Raw genomic sequence first — 23,045 nt, forward strand, 5'->3', positions numbered from 1 at the left:
CATGAAGCCTACCTACCGGCTTCTGGCGGAGCTTGAATTGGCCTTCGACAGGACAATCGAAAGCATCGAGGCGCTTGCGGTGCACTACCGGCAATCGCCTGGGGCCGCCTGGGCGCTGCACAGTCCAACGCCGGACGCCGACTGGCTGCGTAGCGCCCTCCTGGATTTCTGGTATCAGGACGGCCAGGATGGCCGCGTGACCCGCAGCTACGTGGGGCTTATCGCCGCCGATGCCTCCCTGCTGGAGCATGTCGCCGCCGTCAATTCCGCAAAGGCACACTTTGCCGAGATTCTGGCCAGTATTCGTGAGGAAGCCGCCGGTCTGATCCCCGAACTCAAGGCCGTATTGCCCTTCCGCCACCCTGCCCTGCATACGCATCTACGCGGCCAGGGCCTGGCACGGCTGCATCTCAAGCAATGCTGGCGGGCGATCCCGGTGGCCGATGCCCCGCTATCGAGGGTGAGGCTCTCCTGGTACTCCAGCGGCCGCTCGATCAAGAAACTGACGGTACGCGAAGCCGAGCAAAAGCTGCTCGCGCTGGATCACGACGCACCACATATCCGTATCCAACTGCAGCGATTGGCAGGTATTCCCGACGGCGAGCCGTTGGCACAAGTGCAGAAACAAGCCCCGCTGATGCGCGCCAATCTGTTCTTCGCCGAACCGTTGGCGGATGGCCGGGAGCGCCGCGCCATGAATGTAGCGCTGCCGCTGTTCATCCCCAGCAGTGACGGCAAGCTGCCTGACTACAATATGCCGCCCCCCTTCCCTAGCGAAAAACGCACCCGCGCCAAGCGAAGTGATGAACGTCTGGAAGAAGAGGTGTTCTTGCCGAGCCTGAGAGCGTTTCGGTATCGGGGATGAGCTAGAGCGGCGGGGTTAACATAATCGCGCAGCTATTTTGCTGCGCGATTATGTTTATTGTGATGAACTCAGAACAACCGGTTCAACCCATTCTGTGCCGCGACGCGGTAGGCCTCGGCCATGGTGGGGTAATTGAAGGTGGTATTGATGAAATACTTGAGCGTATTCGCGCCACCTTCCTGCTGCATGATCGCCTGACCGATATGCACGATCTCGGAGGCCTGGTCACCGAAGCAGTGGATACCCAGAATTTCCAGCGTATCGGTGTGGAACAGGATCTTGAGCATGCCTACCGTGTCACCGGTAATTTGAGCACGGGCGGTATCCTTGAAGAAGGCCTGGGCCACTTCATAAGGGACCTTGGCCTCCGTCAGCTCACGCTCGGTCTTGCCCACGGAGCTGATCTCGGGAATGGTATAGATACCTGTCGGTACGTCATCGACGAAACGGAAGGTTGAATCGAGCAGATCGTCACTGGCGTTCTTGCCCTGGTCGTAGGCGGCACTGGCCAGGCTCGGCCAGCCGATGACATCGCCCACTGCATAGATATGCGGGATCTCGGTGCGATAGTGTTCGTCGACCTGGAGTTGGCCGCGTCCGTTGGGCTGCAGTCCGATATTCTCGAGACCAAGGTTGTCGGTGTTGCCGGTACGACCGTTGGCCCAGAGGAAGGCATCGGCACGCAGTTTCTTGCCTGACTTGAGGTAGACCACCACGCCGGCTTCATCCCCTTCGATACGCTCGTAGTCTTCGTTGTGGCGCACCAAGACGCCATGTTGGCGAAGATGATAGGAGAGCGCGTCGCTGATCTCGTCATCGAGGAATGAAAGCAGACGATCACGAGTGTCGATCAGGTCGACCTTGACGCCCAGGCCGGAGAAGATCGAGGCATACTCGCTGCCGATCACACCGGCGCCGAAGATGATCAGTGTGCGCGGGGTGTGTGAAAGGCCCAGGATGGTATCCGAGCAGTAGATACGGGGGTGGCGAAAATTGACGTCGCCCGGTCGATAGGGGCGCGAACCGGTGGCAATGACGATTTTCTGCGCGACCAGTTCTTCCGTGCCCTCATGGTTGTCGCGAACCATCAGGGTGTTCTCGTCCTTGAATCGCGCTACCCCGAAGAACAGATCGATGCGGTTGCGCGCATAGAACCTGGTACGCATCTCGACCTGCTGGTCGATGGTGACACGGGAGCGTTCAAGTACCCGGGGGAAGGAGAACCAACGAGGCTCACCGATATCGCGGAACATGCGGTTGGTATTGAACTGCATGATCTGCTTGACCTGATGGCGCAGCGCCTTGGAGGGAATCGTACCCCAATGGGTACAGTTACCGCCTACGGCTTGCTGTTTCTCGATGACCGCAACGCGCTTGCCGTGCTTGGCGGCGTTGATGGCGGCGCTTTCCCCCGCCGGGCCGGTACCGACTACCACCACATCGTAATTGTGCACTGCCATTGGCTGATTTCTCCTCCCTTCGTGTTCTCTTTGTACGAGACTCTATGGATCGCCGGACCGTGCGCTCCTACATAACCCAACGGGCTTTCCGTTCGATCTAGCGGCGTGTGGCGTCGTAGCCCAGATCGGCCCCACGGCTCTCGTCACTGCGGCGCCGCTCACCGCCCCGCTTGCGGTTCTCTTCCTCACAGACTTGATCGTTGCCACCACAGATGTCGCAGCCCTGCTTGAGGCCCAGATTGTTGAGCCCACCGCATGAACCGGCGATCGGTTTACGACCGACAATGACCCCGATGGCCATGGCGGCGACGATGAGCAGCATGAACGCGAATACCAGTAACCAGATCGTCATGATGACCTCCTTGAATGACCTGTCCCTTGGACAGAACATCACACTATTCGTTTAATCGGCCAATCCCCCTTGAATAGCGGCGACATCGGCACCGGCATTCAGCGGAAATCGAGGCGTCTAGCGATCAGGGCCGACCCTTTCGGATCGGCCCTGACACCGCCTGACGGCGGGGAGCGGCATCAGCCGCCGAAGTCGTCGAGCATGATGTTTTCGGGCTCGACCCCCAGATCCAGCAGCAACTTGATCACCGAGGCGTTCATCATGGGCGGCCCGCACATGTAGTACTCGCAATCCTCGGGCGCCGGGTGATCCTTGAGATAGTTGTCGTAGAGCACGTTATGAATGAAGCCGGTCGGCCCTTCCCAGTTGTCCTCGGGAAGCGGATCGGAGAGCGCCAGATGCCACTCGAAGTTGGGGAACTCCTCGGCCAACTGGTCATACTCTTCGTTGTAGAACGTCTCACGCCAGGAGCGCGCGCCGTACCAGAACGAGATCTTGCGATCCGACTTGAGTCGCTTGAGCTGGTCGAAGATATGGCTACGCATCGGCGCCATGCCGGCCCCACCACCGATGAAGACCATCTCGTTGTCGGAGTCCTTGGCGAAGAACTCACCGAACGGCCCCATCACGGTGACCTTGTCGCCCGGCTTCAAGCTGAAGACGTACGTCGACATCAGGCCCGGCGGATGGCTCGTGCCGGGAGGCGGCGTAGCGATACGGATATTGAACTTGAGGATACCCACTTCTTCCGGGTAGTTGGCCATCGAGTAGGCGCGGATGACTTCCTCGTCGTTCTTGTGGGCGATCTTGAATAGATCGAACTTCTCCCAGTCGCCGCGATACTCTTCCTCGATCTCGAAATCAGAGAACTTGATATCGTAGGGCGGCGCCACCAGCTGCACGTAACCGCCGGCACGGAAGTCGACGTTTTCGCCTTCGGGAAGCTTGAGATTCAGCTCCTTGATGAAGGTCGCGACGTTGGGGTTGCCGATGACTTCGCATTCCCACTTCTTGACCCCGAAGACCTCTTCGGGCACCTCGATCTTCATGTCCTGCTTGACCGGCACCTGGCACGACAGGCGCCAGCCTTCCTTTTTCTCGCGCAGGGTAAAGGCCGATTCCTCGGTGGGCAGGATCGCACCACCGCCCTCTTCGATACGGCATTTGCACTGGGCGCACGAGCCACCGCCACCACAGGCGGAGGACAGGAAGATGCCGTTTGAAGCCAGGGTTTGCAGCAGCTTGCCGCCGGCCTGGGTCTTGACGGTGTTCTGAGGGTCGCCGTTGATCTCGATGCTGACGTCCCCGCTGCTCACGAGCTTGCTGCGGGCGGCGAGGATGATCAACACCAGGCCGATGACGACCACGGTGAACATCACCACACCGAGCAAGATGACAGATGTATCAACCATGTCGGGTTCCTATACGTTGTGTTCCTAGAGCTGGATACCGGAGAAGGACATGAAGCCCAACGACATCAAACCCACGGTAATGAAGGTGATGCCCAAGCCTTGCAGTCCGGCAGGCACGTCGCTGTACTTGAGCTTCTCGCGGATCCCGGCCAGCGCCGTGATGGCCAGGGCCCAGCCCACGCCAGCGCCGGCGCCGTAGACCACGGATTCACCGAAGGTGTAGTTACGCTCAACCATGAACAGCACGCCACCGAGGATGGCGCAGTTCACGGTAATCAGCGGCAGGAACACGCCCAGCGCGTTATAGAGCGCGGGTACGTACTTGTCGAGGAACATCTCCATGATCTGGACCAGGGCGGCGATGACACCGATGTAGCTCAACAGGCCCAGGAACGAGAGGTCGATGTTTTCGGCACCCTCGATACCGGTCCAGGTTAAGGCACCCTCTTCCAGCAGGTAGGTCAGCACCAGATTGTTGACCGGGACGGTCACCGTCAATACCACGACGACCGCGATGCCCAGGCCGATCGCCGAGGATACCTTCTTGGATACCGCCAGGAAGGTACACATGCCCAGGAAGAACGCCAGGGCCATGTTCTCGACGAAGACCGAGGCAACGAACAGGCTCAGATAGTGTTCCATGGCTTACACGGCCTCCTTCGGCATGCTGTTCTTGCGGATCACGAATTCGTTCGTCTCGATCTGTTCCGGGTTGAGGCTACGCAACAACCAGATGAACAGGCCGATGATGAAGAACGCCGAGGGCGGTAGCAGCAGCAGGCCATTGGGTACGTACCAGCCACCATCGTTGACGGTGTGAAGGATCGTGAAGCCAAACACGCTACCGGCACCGAGCAGTTCACGGAAGAACGACACGATCAGCAGGATCACGCCGTATCCCATGCCGTTGCCGATACCGTCAAGGAAGGACAGGCCCGGCCCGTTCTGCATGGCGAAGGCTTCAGCGCGCCCCATCACGATGCAGTTGGTGATGATCAGCCCCACGAACACCGAGAGCTGCTTGGACATGTCGTAGGCGTAGGCCTTGAGCACCTGATCCACCACGATGACCAATGACGCAATGATGGTCATCTGCACGATGATACGAATCGACGACGGAATATGATGGCGGATCGTCGACACGAACAGGTTGGAGAAGGCCGTTACCGCGATGACCGCCAACGCCATGACCAGCGACACGCTCATGCTGGTGGTCACGGCCAGGGCCGAGCAGATCCCCAGGATCTGCAAGGCGATGGGGTTGTTCTTGAAGATCGGGTTGACCAGAACCCCTTTGGGAGTAACTGCAGACATGGTCAGGCTCCTTCTGCCGTTTCGAAGTCAGGATCGGCTTCGGCAGCGTCGTCTGGGTTCACACCGTCACGGAAGCGGGCAAGGTACTCCGCAAACCCTTCGGCGCTCAGCCAGAATTGCAACATGTTGGTGACACCGTTGCTGGTCAGGGTAGCACCTGACAGGGCATCGACTTCGGTTTCCCCGGATGCGCCCCCTTTGACCAGACGGATGGCGGGATCGATGCTATCGCTGTCGGCGTAGATCTGCTTGCCTTCCCAAAGCGCCTGCCAGCGTGGGTTCTCGACTTCACCGCCAAGCCCCGGCGTCTCGCTGTGCTCGTAGTAGGTGATGCCGACGATGGTGTTGCCATCGCCTTCCACGGCGAAGAAGCCGCGCATCCGCCCCCAAAGACCCTGGCCACGGATCGGCAGGATGATCTGTTCGGGATCTTCCGGATCGCCCACCAGGTAAACGGTACTGTACATCTCCTGACGGCTCAGCCCGGCAATGTCACGATCGCCGGATAGCGTGCGTCCGGTGGCCGGATCGCGCGCAGCCTCGAAGCCATCGAAGGTTTCAGGATCGAACTCGTCGGTGTATTCGCCGGTACGTAGGTCCACTACTCGCGCGGTGACGGACTCGAACTGCTCGTCGATCGGCACGCCCGGCTGGTACAGGTTGGCGACCCGCAGAATGTTGCTCTTGCGGTCGGCTTCCTGGTTGGCCTGCTGCAGCGGGCGCAATGCCACGGCAGCGGTCGATACGATCACCGAACAGACGATACATAGCGCGAAAGCGACGATCAGGATCTTCTTGATGGAGTTATTGCTGGCAGCCATCAGGCACTCTCCTCGGCCAAGTCACCGGTACGCTTCTGGCGACGTTTGATATTGGCCTGGACAAAGAAGTGATCGATCAGAGGCGCGAACAGGTTGGCGAACAGGATCGCCAGCATGATGCCCTCCGGGAATGCCGGGTTGACGACACGAATCAGCACCGTCATGACACCGATGAGCACGCCGAAGATCAGGCGTCCCGGGTTGGTCATCGACGCCGAGACCGGGTCGGTCGCCATGAACACCATGCCGAAGGCAAAGCCGCCGACTACCAGGTGCCAGTACCACGGCATGTTGAACATCGGATTGCTGTCTGAACCGATCAGGTTGAACAGCGCACTGGTCAAGGCCATGCCCAGGAAGGTCCCGAACATGATCCGCCAGGAGGCGATCTTTGTGAACAGCAGCACGGCGGCACCGATCAGGATCGCCAGGGTCGAGGTTTCACCGACCGACCCCGGAACGAAACCGAGGAACGCATCCCACCAGCTCCACTGGCTGGAAAGCGCCGCCATGCCGTCCTGAAAGCCCACCGAAAGCGGGGTGGCTCCGGTGAAGCCGTCGGCGGCGACCCACACCGCATCCCCTGAGATCTGCGCCGGATAGGCGAAGTAGAGGAAGGCACGACCGGTCAGCGCCGGGTTCAGGAAGTTCTTGCCGGTACCACCGAAGATCTCCTTGCCGATGACCACACCGAAGGTGATACCCAGCGCCACCTGCCATAACGGAATGGTCGGCGGCAGGATCAAGGCGAAGAGCACCGAGGTGACGAAGAACCCTTCGTTGACCTCATGGCCACGCTTGACGGCAAACACGACTTCCCAGAAGCCGCCCACCACGAACGTCACGAGGTAGATCGGCAGGAAGAAGGTCGCCCCCAACACGAAGTTGGCCCAATGGCTGTCGGGATCGTGGCTACCGGCCAAGGCCATCACCAGCGCTTCGCGCCAGCCGCCCAGGGCATCATAACCGTCGGCAATCGCCATGTTCGCCAACCAGCCGGCATTCCACATGCCAAAGAACATGGCAGGGAATGTGCACAGCCAGACGGTGATCATGATGCGCTTCAGATCGACACCATCACGCACGTGAGCCGTGGTCTTGGTGACATCGGGCGGCGCGTAGAAGATCGTGTCTACCGCTTCATACAGCGGATACAGCTTTTCGTACCTGCCACCCTTGTGAAAGTGCGGCTCGAGACTGTCGAGTGTCTGTCGGATACCCATCATCAGGCCTCTTTCTCGATCATGGTCAGGTTGTCGCGCAGGATGGGACCGTATTCATACTTGCCGGGGCACACGTAGGTGCACAGGGCGAGGTCCTCTTCATCCAGTTCCAGACAACCCAGCTGCATCGCGACCTCGATATCGCCGACGATCAACGAGCGCAGTAACTGGGTGGGCAGGATATCCAGCGGCATCACTTCCTCGTAGGCCCCTACCGGCACCATGGCACGTTCGGAACCGTTGGTGGAAGTGTTCGGCGCGTAATCGCGCAAACCGAATATCCGCGACAGGTAGATACCCATGTTGGAATGGCGGTTGGTACCCGGCGACAACCAGCCCATGAAGGCACGCTTGTTCCCTTCCTCGAGCAGGCTGATCTGGTTGTGGAAGCGCCCCAGGTAGGTCACGCAGCCTTCGGCGGTGAAACCGGAGAACACCGAACCGGATATCACCCGCGTGTCTTCGGGATTTTCTACCTCATTGGCCAGCAATTCCTCGCTGCTGGCCCCGACGCGCGTGCGTACCAGGCGCGGCGACTTGGCACGGGGCCCACCGATGGCGACGATGCGGGTCATGTCCAACGTGCCCTCGGCGAACAGCTTGCCGAAGGCGATCACGTCCTGATAACCGATGTGCCAGACCTGCTTGTGCAGGGCCACCGGTGACAGGAAGTGAATATGGGTGCCGGCCAGCCCCGCAGGGTGCGGGCCGCCGAAGGTCTGTTGCTCGACCCCTTCGATGCCACCAGGTATCTGGGCATCCGGAGCGGTGCACAGGAATACCTTGCCTTGGGTCAGGCGTGTCAGGACCTTGAGGCCATCTTCGAACGCCTCGCGCTGCCCGTCGATCACCAACGCGGGATCGGCAGACAGCGGATGGGTATCGATCGCGGTGACGAAGATGTTTTCGGGGTGGGCATCCAGGGCCGGCGTGCGCGAATACGGGCGCGTACGCAGCGCAGTCCACAGGCCCGATTCGACCAGTTGGTCGACGACCACTTGCCGGTCGAGACCTGCCAGGCCCTCGCGACCGTGCGCAGTGAGCTCGATGGTCTCCTGCTGGTCGGCCACCTTGATGACCACGGAAAGCAGCTTGCGCTTCTCGCCCCGATTGATGGCTACCACTTCACCGGACGCCGGTGCAGTGAAGCGCACTCCCTCGGTCTTCTTGTCTGTGAAGAGTAACTGGCCCAGCTTGACGCTGTCCCCTTCCCGGACCGCCATGGTCGGCTTCATGCCGACGTAGTCGCTACCCAGAATGGCCACGTGGCGTACCGGCTTCGCATCCTCGATGCGTTGCTCAGGCGCCCCCGAGATGGGGAGATCCAGGCCTCGTTTGACTTCGATCATAGTCTCGCCCAGTTAGGATCTGATGTGCTAGGAAAGGAGTTCGAAAGACGTGCAGACGCGCGGGAGCCTAGCCAGCGGAGGAGCCTGCCGCCACGGTTCGAATGCTTTTCTTATCAGAAGTTTGTCGTTCAGCCCGACCTAGGGCGGGCCTTCCCAAAAATCCCGAGCATTATAAAGACATGGGCCTCGAAAGGCCACAAAGGCTTAGGTCCTAATGCACGGGAAAAAGGCCGCTGCGTGAGCAGCGGCCTGGACGAAATCCCATGGGAAGGGGGAGTTAGCGTCTCTTGGCTGGACGCCTCAGTCGCGATCCTTGGGAAACGCGAGGAAGGAGACGTTGGACATATGCTGCAGAATACGCACCACCTGACAGCTATAACCGAATTCGTTGTCGTACCACACGTAGACCACGGCATTCTTGCCATCTGCGATAGTGGCCTTGGCATCCACGACACCGGCATGACGGTTACCGACGAAATCGGAAGACACCACCTCCGGTGAGTCGACATAGTCGATCTGCTTCTGCATCGGCGAATTGATCGCCATACGACGCAGGTAGTCGTTCAATTCCGCTGCATCGGTCTCCTTGTGCAAGCGCAGGTTCAGGATCGCCATAGACACGTTGGGCGTAGGCACCCGGATCGCGTTACCGGTCAGCTTGCCGCCCAGCTCAGGCAACGCCTTGGCCACCGCCTTGGCCGCCCCGGTCTCGGTCAACACCATGTTGAGCGGCGCACTGCGACCGCGGCGATCGCCCTTGTGGTAGTTGTCGATCAGGTTCTGGTCGTTGGTATAGGAGTGCACCGTTTCCATATGGCCATGCTCGACCCCGTACTGGTCGTTGAGCGCTTTGAGCACGGGCACGATGGCATTGGTGGTGCAGGACGCGGCGGACACGATGCGATCGTCGTCGGTGATATCGCTCTGGTTGATACCGAAGACGATGTTCTTGATATCGCCCTTGCCCGGTGCGGTGAGCAGTGCCTTGGCAGCGCCCTTGCAAGCCAGATGCTGGCCCAGGCCTTCCTCGTCACGCCAGATACCGGTGTTATCGACGATCAGGGCGTTGTCGATCCCGTGAGCGGTATAGTCGACATCGCTGGGTGAATCCGCATAGATCACCTTGATGACGTTGCCATTGGCGATCAGGGCACTGTTTTCGGCGTCGACGCTGATCGAGCCGGCAAACGGACCGTGAACGCTATCACGGCGCAGCAGGCTGGCACGCTTTTCGAGGTCCTTGGCGACATCGCCCCGACCGCGCACCACGATGGCCCGCAGGCGCAGCAGGTTTCCGCCACCGGCCTTCTCGACCAGGATACGCGCCAGGATTCGGCCGATACGCCCGAAACCGTAGAGCACCACATCCTTGGGTTCGCCATTGTTCCCGTTCTGGGCATGGCCGTTGACGATCTCTGCCAACTCTTTCTTGAGGAATGCCGTGACGTCGCTTTCGCCGGAATTCTTGAAGGCCACCGCCAGCTTGCCGACATCGACATGCGCCGGACCGAGGTTCAGGTCGGTCATGGCCTTGACCAGCGGGTAGGTGTCGCGAACCGACAGCTCGGTTCCCTCGACCTTCTTCACGAACCGATGATCCTTGAGGATACGGATCACGGAACGGTTGATCAGCGAGCGCCCGTATACAGAAGGCACAATGTTGTACTTGCGGTACAGCGTACCCAGCAGCGGGATCATCTCCTCTGCCAGCGCTTCATCGTGTTGCCATTCCTCGAAGACGGTCTCAAGCTTTTGCTGAGTCACGTGGGGCCTCTTTGATAGTTAAGGTCACAAATATGCGATGAGACGATGCATAATGTGACGTTTATTATCGGACCCCCGCTGCGCTGCCGCAATTGCTGTATAGTCGCACGCGCTGTAGGGCAATTACAGAATCGAGGGGTTGACTACAAGCTCGATATAGGCCAGCTATCAAATCACGCCGACATACGACCCGAACCATGCCGCAATTTTCTCCGCTCGACCCACCGCGTCCCACCGGCACGCGCGAAACGCTCTTCTGGCAGACGCCGCAGGGCAGTGCCACGGCGCTGGCCCTGTCGCGCCTGGCCGATACGGCCCCCCTGCTAGTCATTACCGCCGACACGGCCAGCGCCCAGCGCCTGGAAGTTGAGTTGCGATTCTTCTCGAGCGTGCCGGTACTGCCGTTTCCCGATTGGGAAACGCTGCCCTACGACAGTTTTTCGCCGCATCAGGACATCGTCTCGGCGCGTCTGCGTACCTTGAAGGAACTGCGCCATGTACAACACGGCATCGTGCTGGTACCGATCAATACATTGATGCAACGCTTGGCGCCCGTCGAATACATCGCGGGACGGGTGCTTACCCTCGAAGTGGGCATGACACTGGATCGCGAGTCGTTTCGCCGTACGTTGGCACAGGCCGGTTACCGGGCGGTGGAAACGGTCTACGAGCCGGGTGAATACGCCCTGCGTGGGGCTCTGATAGACCTCTACCCCATGGGCAGCGACGCCCCCCTGCGCATCGACCTTTTCGATGACGAGGTCGATACCCTGCGCTATTTCGATCCCGACACCCAGCGCTCCCGCGACAAGGTCGAATCGATCGAACTGCTACCGGCCCACGAATATTCGTTATCGCGCTCGGCCATCGCCTGCTTCCGCGAAGGCTTCGAGACCTTGTTCGACGTCGATCCTCGCCAGAGCCCGCTTTACAACGATGCGATCAAGGGTATCCCCTCCCCGGGGCTGGAGCAGTACCTGCCGCTGTTCTTCGAGGAGACCGCGACGCTGTTCGACCACTTGGCGAAAGGCACCCAGGTCGCCTTGCTGCCTGAGGTCCACGAGGCGGCGGAACATCACTGGGCGGCCATCGAGAGCCGCTACGAGAACCTGGGCGTCGACCCCACACGGCCCTTGCTGCCCCCGGCCCGCGCCTTCGTCCCGGTACCCGAGGTGTTTGCCGCCATCAAGCGGCATCCGCGTGTCGAACTGGTGAACGATCCCGAACACCCGCACGCCCAGCAGCCGCTGACCCAGCCGCCACCCCAGGTGGCGATCAACGCCCGGGCCCAGCATCCGCTGGCCTCGCTGGAGCGCTTCCTGAACCAGCAGGAAGGATCGCGCGTGTTGTTCGTGGCCGAATCCCGAGGCCGCCGCGAAGCGCTGGAAGAAACCTTGGCGCCGCTGCATCTCATGCTGCCTCACGTCGATGACTGGACGACCTTCCTGAGCCAGGATACGTCGCTGGCGATCACCGAGAGCGCACTGGACCGGGGGCTATGGCTCGAGGAAGGCACGCATCCGGCGCTATCGGTCATTACCGAAACCGAACTGTTCGGTGACGTGGTTCGCCAGAGCCGACGTCGCGAGAAAGCCACCGACGATAACGAACTGGCCATACGCCACCTGTCGGAGCTGCGCCCCGGCTCCCCGGTCGTGCATCAGACCCATGGCGTGGGCCGCTACGTGGGCCTGGAGACGCTCGAAGCGGGCGGCCAGGCGGCCGAGTTCGTTGCCCTGGAGTATGCCGAAGGCGCACGCCTGTACGTCCCGGTGGATAGCCTGCACTTCATCTCTCGCTATGCCGGGGCCAGCGATGAGCTCGCTCCCTTGCATCGGCTGGGCTCGGAGCAATGGGACAAGGCCAAGAAAAAGGCTGCGGAGAAAATACGCGATACCGCAGCCGAACTGCTCGACGTTTACGCCCGGCGCGAGGCCCGCGAAGGCTTCGCCTGCGATCCCCCCGGCGAGGAGTACCTGCGCTTTGCCGGCAACTTCCCGTTCGAGGAAACGCCAGACCAGCGGGCGGCGATTCATGCCGTCATCCAGGACATGACCGCCCCGCGCCCCATGGATCGCGTGGTGTGTGGCGACGTGGGCTTCGGCAAGACCGAGGTCGCCATGCGGGCCGCTTTCCTCGCCGTCCATTCGGGCCGTCAAGTCGTGGTGCTGGTGCCTACGACCCTGCTTGCCCAGCAGCATTACGACAATTTCCGCGATCGCTTCGCCGACACTGCGGTTCAGGTCGAGCTCGTGTCGCGTTTCTCGGCCGGCAAGGGCCAGGCGGATTCGCTCAAGCGCATCCAGGATGGCCGGGCCGACATCGTCATCGGAACCCACAAGTTGCTCTCCAAGTCGATGCAGTATCCCAACATGGGATTGATCATCATCGACGAGGAGCACCGCTTCGGCGTGGCGCAGAAGGAAAAGCTCAAGAGCCTGCGCGCCGAGGTCGATATCCTCACGCTTACCGCCACGCCCATCCCGCGAACACTGAACATGGCCATGAGCGGCATTCGCGACCTGTCGATCATTGCGACACCGCCGGCGCGTCGCCTGTCGGTCAAGACGTTCGTGCAGCAGCGTAACGAATCGGTGATCAAGGAAGCCTTGCTGCGTGAACTGCTCCGTGGCGGCCAGGTCTACTTCCTGCACAACGAAGTGAAGTCGATCGAACTGGCCGCAGAGAAGGTGCGCGACCTGGTACCGGAAGCCCGGGTCGGTGTCGCCCATGGCCAGTTGCCCGAACGCAGCCTCGAGCGCGTGATGTCGGATTTCTATCACAAGCGCTTCAATGTGCTGGTCTGCTCGACGATCATCGAGACCGGGATCGACGTACCCAGCGCCAATACCATCGTGATCGAGCGAGCCGACAAGTTCGGGCTGGCCCAGCTTCACCAGTTGCGAGGCCGTGTCGGCCGCAGCCACCACCAGGCGTATGCTTACCTGCTCACACCGCCGCCGAAGGCAATCACCCGCGATGCGGTCAAGCGCCTCGAAGCCATTGGCCAGGCGGAGGATCTGGGTGCCGGCTTCACGCTGGCCAGCCACGACATGGAGATCCGCGGTGCAGGCGAGCTGCTCGGCGACGAGCAGAGCGGCCAAATGGAGACGATCGGCTATAGTCTCTACATGCAGATGCTGGACCGTGCCGTGAAGGCGATACGTGCCGGGAAGACGCCCAACATCGAAGCGCCATTTGACGAGGGGGTGGAAGTCAGCCTCAATTTGCCGGCGTTGATCCCCAGCGACTACATGCCGGATGTACAGCAGCGCCTGATCATGTATAAACGCATTGCCAGTACTACGGACGAGGCCGAGCTGAAGGAGCTGCAGGTGGAGTTGATCGATCGTTTCGGCCTGCTGCCTGCCCCGGTCAAGACGCTGATTCGCCAGACGCTGTTGCGCCAACGCGCCGAGCGCCTGGGCATCACTCGCCTGGAGGCCGGCCCCCAGCGAGGCCGTGTGATCTTCGGGCAATCCACGGCCGTCGACCCGATGACACTGGTCAACCTGATTCAGCGGGATTCAGCCCACTATCGGCTGGACGGCGCCGACACCTTGCGGTTCGATGCCGACATGGAAAATGCCGAGGCACGCTTCGCAGCCATCGAGGCCTTGCTGACGCGACTCAACAGAAAAACCGAGGCCGCTTAGGCCATGAGACCATTCATGAAGAAGACGTTTCGTTATTGCGCCCAGCGCATCACCCGCGCCACGGTGGCCATTCCCGTCGTGATGACTGCCCTGCTGTTGTCGCCGGGACTACAAGCCCAGGAAGACGGATTGCCCCCAGGGCACTATTATCTGCCCGAAAGCGGCTCGGTCATCGGCAAGATCCAGACGGTCGTTGCCAATGAGAACGACACACTCATCGACATCGGTCACCAGCACAAGCTAGGGTTCGAAGAGATGCAGCGTGCCAATCCCGACCTCGGCATGTGGTATCCGGGGGAAGGCGCCGAGGTCGTTCTGCCGACGCGCTTCATTCTGCCGCCGGGGCCGCGCGAAGGATTGGTGATCAACTTGTCTGAGCTGCGTCTTTACTATTACCCGCCCGCTGGCCAAGGTGAGCGCCCCATCGTCGAGACCTACCCGATCAGTGTCGGTCGCCAGGGTTTCGAAACGCCGTTGGGTACGTTCAAGACCACGGTCAAGGTCAAAGACCCTGCATGGTCCCCGCCCGAGTCGATGCGCCGCGAAGCCGCTGCGCGGGGCGAGCCGGCCCCCAGCATCGTCCCCCCGGGCCCTGACAACCCGCTGGGTCGCCATGCGATCCTGCTCAACATTCCTAGCTACCTGATCCACGGTACCAATCGCCCCGCTGGCGTAGGTATGCGCGTGAGTCGAGGTTGTGTACGCATGCTGCCCGAGGATATCGAATCGCTGTATGAACGCGTCCCCAGTGGCACGCAAGTGACACTGATCAACGAGCCCTTCAAGGCCGGCTGGGAAGAGGATGAGCTTTTCGTTCAGTCCTACCCATTGATGGGGGAAAAAGAGGGAACGGTCGAGCCTTTGATCGATGCCCTCGATGTACTGGCCGAGACCTTGGGCGACAAACAGCCGCCAGTGGATTATGCCTTGGTCCGGCAAGCCGTCGAGGCCCGCTCCGGCCGCCCGATCGCGGTGCTTCGCGATCCGACACCTGAGCCTGAGCCGGTCTTCATCTATCAGGAAGTGGATACTGACGCGACGGTCGAATTGCTGCATCGCATCGATACCGTGTCCTGAATACTGACCGACCCGAAACACAAGAGACCCCGCCAAGGCGGGGTCTTTTGTCTTACAAACCGGTAACGGGAAGGTCCCCCTACCGGCTGATATCCGAAGCGCTTACTTCTGCATGGAGCGCTCGAACATGCGGTTCATCTGCTCGCGGTTTTCACGAGCCATTTGCAGAGCGGCTTGTGCATCACGCTGCGCCTGGTTGGCAGTATTCTGCGCCTGGTTGGCAGTGTTCAGAGCCTGGGAAGCGTCAGACTGAGCGGACTCAGCGGTAGTACGAACTTCTTCCAGGGCGCTGTTGCTGGCACAGCCCGCCAGAACGGCCAGAGAGGCAGCAGCGGCAGTCAGCTTAAGAGTGTTCTTGAAAGTCATCATGTTCTCCTTGAGAAACTTCCTTGATTGGGTTGTGCCTGGTGTCATTCAGGCGTCCTGCCCTTGCAGGTTCTTTCTACCATGACTTTGACACATAAGTCATGAAGTCAAACGCTGTTTTATTATAGATAGGTTAGTCCTGTCTACCTAGCAAAACCGCGTTTTCCATTGAGAGCCTAGCGGATCACGACTCGTGTGCCAATTCCCACGAGCGATGCCAGGCGTTCGATCTGTCGATTGGTCACTGCGACACATCCTTCGGTCCAGTGATATCGTTGATGAATCTCGGGATCGCCGCGTCCGAGACCATGAATGCCGATGTCTCCCCCCAAGGCAGTGTCCTGCGGCGGCCGACCATGCCGGCCCAGGTAGGCGTAATAGTCGTCCGCTTCCTGTTCGGTGATCACGCCGGCTTCTAGCGCATCGAGGACATGCCAAGGGGTGGGATAGTTGAGCCCAAGAAAGATATGAAAGCGGCTCTGGTTATTGATTCGATTGATGCGGAATTCCCCCAGCGGCGTTTTCAGGTCGCCCCGTATGCGCATGGGCGCAGCACCGCCTCGCCCCAGCGAAATGGGAGAAAAGCGTTCGATGACCTGATCGCCGCGATAGATTTCCAGGGTGGCTTCCTTGTCATCGACCAATACCCAGATCTCATTGGGCGAGTGCGGGACAAGATTGGCCTGAGCAGCCATGATAGGCAGCACGACCAAGGCACAAGCCAGCAATAAGCGGGTAAGATGACGCATCCTGGGGAACTCCAACAAAAGTGACGATAGCGGCGCATTGATACCGTATTGCCAGCCCTGACACAATCCCTCCCCTCGGTTATTTCCAACGCAAGCGTTGAATGCCCCTTCCACCCCCGTTTTTACGCCGTCAACTCGGCAGAGGCTAGGCCGGAACCTGAAGGCTCGACTTGAGCAAACGCGTCTTTCCATGCAAGGAAAGTCGTGTCGCATCGAACGGAAACGCGTCTCGGTATTCCTGGTTCGCCGGAGGTTGATGCGCGTGGATCATCGCTGCCTGGCAGCGCTCACGGTAGATGTGGGACACCGGAGCGATGCTGTAGCAAAGCGACTCCCCTTCTCCCAGGTACGATTCCCAGTGCGGCTTGTCGTCGTGATGCGTGATGCGATGGCGAACGTTGCGAGAAATACCTACATAAAGAAGCTTCTGGACCGAAATGCCGTCTTCTTCCGTATCGTTCCGGCAGGAGAAAACGCAGTAAAGACCCGCTTCCTCCGGGACCTGGTTCGCTTCGCTATCCCGCCAATAACCGGAAAATGTCAACGACAGGTATTGTTCCGTCATGGCTACCTCCCATCTGGCCTGCATTATTGGGTTCACTTATAGGGCAGCATATCCATCGGGATTGCGCCAACACCGGACCTCTGGCCCAGGGAACGTGCTATCAGGCCAGGGCACGCTCCAGGAGCGCCTGGTGTTCAGGGGCCAAGGGTATCGTTGCGGCAAGCTCATGCCCGCGAGGAGACATCTTGTTCCAGGTTTTACGCACGATACGTATCAGCTTGTCTTCGTCATGCTGGTTGGCAAAGTCGGCGAAATAATAGTGAAGGAAAACCAGGCAGGCCGTGTCCTCGAGCGCTTGGGTATCTTCGTCACGCCGCAGGTTCTCTTTTCGGATGTATCCGGAGACCCGTTCACGTGTCACCTCGTCATACCCGACCTCGGCAAGGACCTGGGCCGCACGTTCGGCTTGTCGGCGTCCCAGGTCACGGCGCCACATGAGGTAGCCCGGACGATCCCGCGAATAGTCATCACGCGGGATTTTCCAACGCTGCAAATGCTGGGCACGAACGGCCAGTCGTAGCGCCTCGCTGGCCTGTGGTGCCACTCGAGCGAGCCACTCGCTCATGCGCTGCGCATAGAGCAGCTCATGAGCGATGGTGGCACCATCGATCTCGACGCGACGGGGATCCTCGGCATGCAGGGCATCGAGGCGCGCCATGGCCGTCTCGAATCGTTGGGTGCCGTCTTGCATCTAGGCTCTCCTGTTTCTCATGAAGCCTGTCCGGGAAGAGGCTTCGCGTGGAATCACTGATAGGGTATTAGTTCAGTGCACGCCTTGGCTGCGCAGGTAATCGTCATAGCTGCCGGTGAAGTCGACGATTCCCTCCTCGCTCATGTCGAGGATGCGTGTGGCCAGCGATGAAACGAATTCGCGATCGTGACTGACGAATATCAAGGTACCGGGATAGTTGGCCAGGGCAAGGTTAAGGGCCTCGATCGACTCCATATCCAGGTGATTGGTGGGTTCGTCCATCAGCAGCACGTTGGGTCGCGTCAGTGACAGCTTGCCGAACAGCATACGCCCCTGTTCGCCACCGGAAAGCACCCGGATCGACTTGCCGATATCGTCGCTGGAGAACAACATGCGCCCGAGTGCGCCGCGAACGATCTGCTCGCCCCCCTCACTCCATTGGGCCATCCAGTCGAACAGCGAGGCCTCATGAGCAAAATCGTCGGCGTGGTCCTGGGCGAAGATGCCTAGATCGGCACTGTCGGTCCATTTAACCGCGCCGGCATCGGGAGGCAGCTCACCGGACAAGGTCTTGAGCAGCGTGGTCTTGCCGATACCGTTGGGACCGATGATCGCGATGCGCTCGCCGGCCTCGACCGTCAGGCTCAAGCGCTCGAACAAGGGCGTTTCGCCATAGCCCTTGGCAATCGCTTCGGCATTGAGCGCATTGCGATGGATCTTGCGATTCTGCTCGAAGCGGATGAACGGGCTGACTCGAGAGGAGGGTTTGACCTCCTCGAGCTTGATCTTGTCGATGCGGCGCTGCCGGGAGGTCGCCTGCTTGGCTTTCGAGGCATTGGCCGAAAAGCGGCTGACGAAGGTCTGCAATTCGGCGATTTCGGCCTTCTTCTTGGCATTGTCGGCGTGCAGGCGCTCGCGAGCGGCCGTAGCGGCCGTCATGTACTCATCGTAGTTGCCCGGGAACAGCTTGATCTCGCCATAATCCAGATCGGCCATGTGCGTGCACACGCTATTCAGGAAATGGCGATCATGGGAAATGATGACCATGGTGCTGTTTCGAGCGGTCAGGATGCTCTCGAGCCAGCGGATGGTATTGATATCCAGGTGGTTGGTCGGCTCATCGAGCAGCAGGACATCCGGATCGGCAAACAGCGCCTGGGCAAGCAGGACCCTCAGCTTCCAGCCCGGCGCGACTTCACTCATCGGCCCGTAATGCCGCTCAAGTGGAATGCCCAGCCCCAGCAGTAGCTCGCCAGCACGCGATTCTGCCGTGTAGCCATCCAGCTCGGCAAAGCGGGTCTCCAGATCGGCCACCGCCATGCCGTCCGCTTCGCTCATTTCCGGCAGCGCGTAGATTCGCTCGCGCTCGGCGGCGACCTGCCAGAGTTCGTGGTGACCCATGATCACCGTATCGATGACCCGCTCGGATTCGAAGGCGAACTGATCCTGGCGCAGCTTGCCCAGCCGGACGCCGGCTTCGAGCATCACCTGCCCGGACGAGGGATCGAGATCGCCTCCCAGGATTTTCATGAAGGTCGACTTGCCACTGCCGTTGGCCCCGATCAGGCCGTAGCGGTTGGCATTGCCGAATTTAACGGAAACGTTCTCGAACAGGGGCTTGGCCCCGAACTGCATGGTAATGTTGGCGGTGGCGATCACTATGGGTCCAATGGTAGGGCAAATGCGCGCCGATTGTACCGTTTTCAGCCCACCGCTCACAGCGCCAATGAAACGCTTGTCTCACCGTTAGCTCAACCGGCGACAGTCAATGGACGGTGGCCGGAAATGCCTGGTCGTCGCTTTCCTCTTTCCAGAGCTTACTACGGGTGATCGCATGATCGATCATTTCCTGCGCCACCTCGAAGCGGCTCTGCTGCAATAGATCCGCAGCCTCCTCGGAGAAGCGGATTCGCAACAGCGGTTCACCCTCGCCCTCGGCGGGCCGCAAGACGATCTCGCCATCGGCGAGCTCGACGATTTCCAGGATTGCGGTATCGGACATGGAAGGTCCCCCTGAATCGAAGCAGTAGAACAAAAAAAACGACCACGGCTAACCATGGTCGTTGTACTTATGACCTAGCGTACCATTGCAACGCCCTTGCCGTCACCACTCGTAGCTGGTTTCACGCATCTGGCCCAGCAGTTGCTTGAATTGCTGGCTACACCAGCGCAGTTCATCAGCCAAGGTGGCCTGCTGGGTCGAAGCGATCACCGCAGAGGTCGCCTGGCGGCGCGCTGCGCCCTCTTCACCATGCAGGGCATCGATCCGCTGCAGCAGCAATGCGAGCCAGCTCGCTTCGTCACCGGCCAACTCACGTAGCCGCTCGAGTTCGGCCAGACGCCGGCTATCGTCGAGAAGCAGCTCGCGCCACTCGTGGCGCGGCAACGCTGCGTGTTCGGTCAACTCGCGCAGGGCGGAATTCAGCGCCAGCTCGAGCAGTGCCAAGGCGCCCTCCTCGCTTGCCATTCGACGCGCAGTGGCATGCTCGTCATCGCCCACCGGGATTTCGAGCAGCAGCTCGGCCTGGTAAAGCAACTGATTGGTACGCCCACGCAGACTCATTTGCGCTTGTCCTCCACATGCCACCTGCCGTTATCGAACAAGGCACGCCAGCCGGTCGCCTTGCCGTCCTCCTCGGTCATCACGTACTGCTCCTTGGATTTCCGGGAGAAACGAATCTGGGCCGGCCGACCGTCCGGATCCTCGCTGGGCGCATCGAGGATGTAGCGGTACTTTTCGGGTATCTCCTTGGCGTGCGCCTTGAGCTCCCGCACCAGGGGCGGACGGGTTTCCCGGTTCTTGGGGAACTGGCTGGCGGCCAGGAACAGGCCACTGGCACCATCACGCAATACGTAATGATCCTCGACCTTCTGACAGGCCAGCTCCGGCATCGGAATCGGGTCCATCTTGGGTGGCGCGGCTTCCCCGCTCCGGAGCAGCTTGCGCGTGTTCTTGCAGTCCTCGTTGGTACAGCCGAAATACTTGCCGAAACGCCCGGTCTTGAGCTGCATCTCGGAACCGCACTTGTCGCATTCGATCGTGGGCCCTTCGTAGCCCTTGATCTTGAAGCGCCCCGTTTCGATCTCGTGACCGGTACAGTCGGGGCTGTTACCGCAGATATGCAGCTTGCGGGTCTCGTCGATCAGGTAGCTGTCCATGGCGGTACCGCACTTCGGGCAACGCCGCTTGGCCAACAGGGCCTCGGTCTCGGCTTCCTCATCGGCATCGGCGGCTACCGCCTCTTCGCCCGGAATCAGGTCAATGGTGGTCTTGCAGCGCTCCTTGGGGGGCAGGTTATACCCCGAACAGCCAAGAAAGACCCCCGTCGATGCCGTGCGAATCTGCATGGGTCGATCGCATGTCGGGCAGGCGATATCGGTCGGTACCGGTTGGTTGGGGCGCATGCCCTTCTCGCTCTGGGCATGCTCCAGGCGCTGCTTGAATTCGGCATAGAAACTGTCGAGCAGTCCCTTCCAGTCGCGCTCACCCTCGGCGACTTCGTCAAGATTGTCTTCCATGCGCGCCGTGAAGCTGTAGTCCATCAGGTCACTGAACGACTCGGTCAAGCGATCGGTGACGATGTCCCCCAGCTTCTCGGCGTAAAAGCGGCGGTTCTCCAGCGTCACGTAACCGCGATCCTGAATGGTCGAAATGATCGAGGCATAGGTGGACGGCCGACCGATGCCGCGCTTTTCAAGTTCCTTGACCAGACTGGCTTCGGTAAAGCGCGCCGAAGGCTTGGTGAAGTGCTGCTGGGGATCGAGGCGCTCGAGCTGCATGGGCGTGCCTTCGGCAAGATCCGGCAGCGACTGATCTTCGTCCTTCTTCCCGGCAGGCTTCATTACCTGGGTGTAACCGTCGAACTTGAGCACGCGCCCCTTGGCCTTGAGCTCATAACCTTCGCTCTCCACCGTCAGGGTGCTCGAGAGATACTCGGCCGGCGTCATCTGGCACGCCACGAACTGGCGCCAGATCAGCTCATAGAGTCGCTCGGCATCGCGTTCCATGCCCGGCAGATCGGTCGCCTTGCGATCGACTTCCGAGGGGCGAATCGCCTCGTGGGCCTCCTGGGCGCCCTCCTTGCTCGAGTAACGGTTGGGCGATTCGGGCAGGTAACGCTTGCCGTATTCGTTTTCGATATGCTCGCGCGCCATCGCCACCGCGTCCTGGGACAGGTTGGTCGAGTCGGTCCGCATGTAGGTGATGTAACCCGCCTCGTAGAGGCGCTGGGCCAGGGTCATGGTTTTCTTGACCGAGAACCCCAGCCGGCCGCTGGCCGCTTGCTGCAACGTCGAGGTGATGAACGGGGCATTGGGGCGCGAACGTGTCGGCTTGTCTTCACGCCCGGTAATCTTGAGGCTGGCCTTGCGTAATGCCTCGATACGCTCGAGGGTTTCTGCTTCGGAGGTCGGCCGGAAAGGCTTGCCCTCCTGACGCACCAGCTCGAAACGTACGAGCTCGGCGTCCTTCGACCCGTTGTCCGGGGTCAGGTCGGCATGAACGTCCCAGAACTCCTCGGGCACGAACGCACGTATCTCGCGCTCACGCTCGACGATCAGGCGAACCGCCACCGATTGCACACGCCCGGCGGATAGACCCCGGGCGATCTTGTTCCATAGCAGGGGCGAAAGCATGAAACCGACCACGCGATCCAGGAAGCGACGGGCCTGCTGGGCCTCGACCCGCTCGATATTCAGCGCGCCGGGGGCCTTGAACGCCTCCTGGATGGCATTCTTGGTGATCTCGTTGAATACGACGCGCTTGTAGCGCTCGTCACTGCCGCCAATGGTCTCCTTGAGGTGCCAGGCAATCGCCTCCCCCTCGCGGTCCAAATCCGTCGCGAGATAGACAGCATCGGCCTTTTCTGCGTGTTTCTTGAGCTCAGCAACGACCTTTTCCTTGCCGGGGAGCACCTCGTAATGCGCCTCCCAGCCATGCTCCGGATCGATGCCCATACGACGAATCAGCTGGTCCCAGGCCTTACGCTCCTTGTAGACGGCCTTCTCATCCGGTGACATCTTGCGCGTCGCCGCCGCCTGTTTGGCGCGCTCCTTGGGATCGGAAGCCGCCTTGCCTGAGCCGCTGGTCGGAAGGTCACGAATATGACCCACGCTCGACTTCACGATGTAATCGTTGCCGAGGTACTTGTTGATCGTCTTGGCCTTGGCCGGTGATTCGACGATGACCAGTGACTTGCCCATAGTGCTCCATATCCTCACGGCAGCGGGAAACTGCCCGTGCCTGACTATGCGTGACCCAGCAATGTACTGGGTGAAAGAGTTACCGGGTGAAAAATGCGCCTACCCTACCCCAGCCTTACCAAGTGCGCCAGTCGTGGAAGGTGATGCGCTTATTGACCCTAGACTGAGGGACTCTGCCA

General features: G+C 60.4%; 20 protein-coding genes. 3 read left to right on the top strand and 17 right to left on the bottom strand.

The window, feature by feature from the left end; all coding sequences use genetic code 11:
- The first annotated feature begins 1 nt into the window (after nt 1).
- Complete coding sequence (locus JH15_RS16220; RefSeq protein ID WP_043532231.1) at nt 2-865, top strand: DNA replication terminus site-binding protein; 864 nt, start codon at nt 2-4, stop codon at nt 863-865.
- 68 nt (nt 866-933) lie between these two features.
- On the opposite strand, the gene sthA is transcribed toward JH15_RS16220, so the two are convergent.
- The 9 genes from sthA to JH15_RS16265 all read right to left on the bottom strand — a co-directional run bounded on the left by sthA (nt 934) and on the right by JH15_RS16265 (nt 10,560).
- The gene (sthA, locus tag JH15_RS16225; protein WP_043532232.1) at nt 934-2,325 is read right to left on the bottom strand and encodes a Si-specific NAD(P)(+) transhydrogenase; all 1,392 of its coding nucleotides are present in this window, start codon (nt 2,323-2,325) and stop codon (nt 934-936) included.
- A gap of 97 nt (nt 2,326-2,422) precedes the next feature.
- Nucleotides 2,423-2,677, bottom strand: coding sequence for a (Na+)-NQR maturation NqrM (gene nqrM / locus JH15_RS16230; RefSeq protein WP_043532233.1), 255 nt, complete (start codon nt 2,675-2,677; stop codon nt 2,423-2,425).
- Between the two features lie 179 nt (nt 2,678-2,856).
- The gene (gene nqrF, locus JH15_RS16235; protein ID WP_043532234.1) at nt 2,857-4,089 is read right to left on the bottom strand and encodes an NADH:ubiquinone reductase (Na(+)-transporting) subunit F; all 1,233 of its coding nucleotides are present in this window, start codon (nt 4,087-4,089) and stop codon (nt 2,857-2,859) included.
- Nucleotides 4,090-4,113: 24 nt separating this feature from the next.
- On the bottom strand, nt 4,114-4,731 hold the full coding sequence (nqrE, locus tag JH15_RS16240; protein WP_043532235.1) for an NADH:ubiquinone reductase (Na(+)-transporting) subunit E: 618 nt from the start codon (nt 4,729-4,731) through the stop codon (nt 4,114-4,116).
- A gap of 3 nt (nt 4,732-4,734) precedes the next feature.
- Nucleotides 4,735-5,403 (bottom strand): NADH:ubiquinone reductase (Na(+)-transporting) subunit D, encoded by a 669-nt coding sequence (locus JH15_RS16245; protein ID WP_043532236.1) that lies wholly within the window; start codon nt 5,401-5,403, stop codon nt 4,735-4,737.
- 2 nt (nt 5,404-5,405) lie between these two features.
- Nucleotides 5,406-6,224 carry a Na(+)-translocating NADH-quinone reductase subunit C gene (locus tag JH15_RS16250; protein ID WP_043532237.1) on the bottom strand — a complete coding sequence of 273 codons (819 nt, stop codon included), beginning with the start codon at nt 6,222-6,224 and terminating at the stop codon, nt 5,406-5,408.
- On the bottom strand, nt 6,224-7,450 hold the full coding sequence (locus JH15_RS16255) for an NADH:ubiquinone reductase (Na(+)-transporting) subunit B (RefSeq protein WP_043532238.1): 1,227 nt from the start codon (nt 7,448-7,450) through the stop codon (nt 6,224-6,226). The genes JH15_RS16250 and JH15_RS16255 overlap by 1 nt, the downstream gene beginning before the upstream one ends.
- Complete coding sequence (locus tag JH15_RS16260) at nt 7,450-8,796, bottom strand: Na(+)-translocating NADH-quinone reductase subunit A (protein WP_043532239.1); 1,347 nt, start codon at nt 8,794-8,796, stop codon at nt 7,450-7,452. The genes JH15_RS16255 and JH15_RS16260 overlap by 1 nt, the downstream gene beginning before the upstream one ends.
- 300 nt (nt 8,797-9,096) lie before the next feature.
- Nucleotides 9,097-10,560 carry a glyceraldehyde-3-phosphate dehydrogenase gene (locus JH15_RS16265; protein ID WP_043532241.1) on the bottom strand — a complete coding sequence of 488 codons (1,464 nt, stop codon included), beginning with the start codon at nt 10,558-10,560 and terminating at the stop codon, nt 9,097-9,099.
- 197 nt (nt 10,561-10,757) lie between these two features.
- Here JH15_RS16265 and mfd point away from each other — a divergent pair, with 197 nt between their 5' ends.
- Nucleotides 10,758-14,216, top strand: a complete 3,459-nt coding sequence (gene mfd / locus JH15_RS16270; RefSeq protein ID WP_052384188.1) for a transcription-repair coupling factor — start codon at nt 10,758-10,760, stop codon at nt 14,214-14,216.
- A 15-nt stretch (nt 14,217-14,231) separates the two neighbouring features.
- Complete coding sequence (locus JH15_RS16275; RefSeq protein ID WP_052384189.1) at nt 14,232-15,293, top strand: L,D-transpeptidase family protein; 1,062 nt, start codon at nt 14,232-14,234, stop codon at nt 15,291-15,293.
- 102 nt (nt 15,294-15,395) lie between these two features.
- Here JH15_RS16275 and JH15_RS16280 read toward each other — a convergent pair whose 3' ends face one another.
- The 8 genes from JH15_RS16280 to topA all read right to left on the bottom strand — a co-directional run bounded on the left by JH15_RS16280 (nt 15,396) and on the right by topA (nt 22,866).
- Nucleotides 15,396-15,659, bottom strand: a complete 264-nt coding sequence (locus JH15_RS16280; protein ID WP_043532244.1) for an Lpp/OprI family alanine-zipper lipoprotein — start codon at nt 15,657-15,659, stop codon at nt 15,396-15,398.
- 176 nt (nt 15,660-15,835) lie between these two features.
- Nucleotides 15,836-16,408, bottom strand: a complete 573-nt coding sequence (locus tag JH15_RS16285; RefSeq protein ID WP_043532245.1) for a L,D-transpeptidase family protein — start codon at nt 16,406-16,408, stop codon at nt 15,836-15,838.
- A gap of 145 nt (nt 16,409-16,553) precedes the next feature.
- Nucleotides 16,554-16,973, bottom strand: coding sequence for a hypothetical protein (locus JH15_RS16290; RefSeq protein ID WP_156105352.1), 420 nt, complete (start codon nt 16,971-16,973; stop codon nt 16,554-16,556).
- A 100-nt stretch (nt 16,974-17,073) separates the two neighbouring features.
- The gene (locus JH15_RS16295; RefSeq protein WP_043532247.1) at nt 17,074-17,664 is read right to left on the bottom strand and encodes a DUF4202 domain-containing protein; all 591 of its coding nucleotides are present in this window, start codon (nt 17,662-17,664) and stop codon (nt 17,074-17,076) included.
- Nucleotides 17,665-17,736: 72 nt separating this feature from the next.
- Complete coding sequence (locus JH15_RS16300) at nt 17,737-19,323, bottom strand: ABC-F family ATPase (protein ID WP_043532249.1); 1,587 nt, start codon at nt 19,321-19,323, stop codon at nt 17,737-17,739.
- Between the two features lie 106 nt (nt 19,324-19,429).
- Nucleotides 19,430-19,666 (bottom strand): hypothetical protein, encoded by a 237-nt coding sequence (locus JH15_RS16305; protein WP_043532251.1) that lies wholly within the window; start codon nt 19,664-19,666, stop codon nt 19,430-19,432.
- Between the two features lie 102 nt (nt 19,667-19,768).
- The gene (locus JH15_RS16310; protein ID WP_043532253.1) at nt 19,769-20,227 is read right to left on the bottom strand and encodes a DUF6586 family protein; all 459 of its coding nucleotides are present in this window, start codon (nt 20,225-20,227) and stop codon (nt 19,769-19,771) included.
- Entirely contained in the window at nt 20,224-22,866 is a 2,643-nt protein-coding gene (topA, locus tag JH15_RS16315; protein ID WP_043532255.1) for a type I DNA topoisomerase, read from the bottom strand. The genes JH15_RS16310 and topA overlap by 4 nt, the downstream gene beginning before the upstream one ends.
- Nucleotides 22,867-23,045: the final 179 nt, after the last annotated feature.

Origin of the sequence: Litchfieldella xinjiangensis (genome assembly GCF_000759345.1) — a bacterium.
Taxonomy (GTDB): Bacteria; Pseudomonadota; Gammaproteobacteria; order Pseudomonadales; family Halomonadaceae; genus Litchfieldella_A; species Litchfieldella_A xinjiangensis.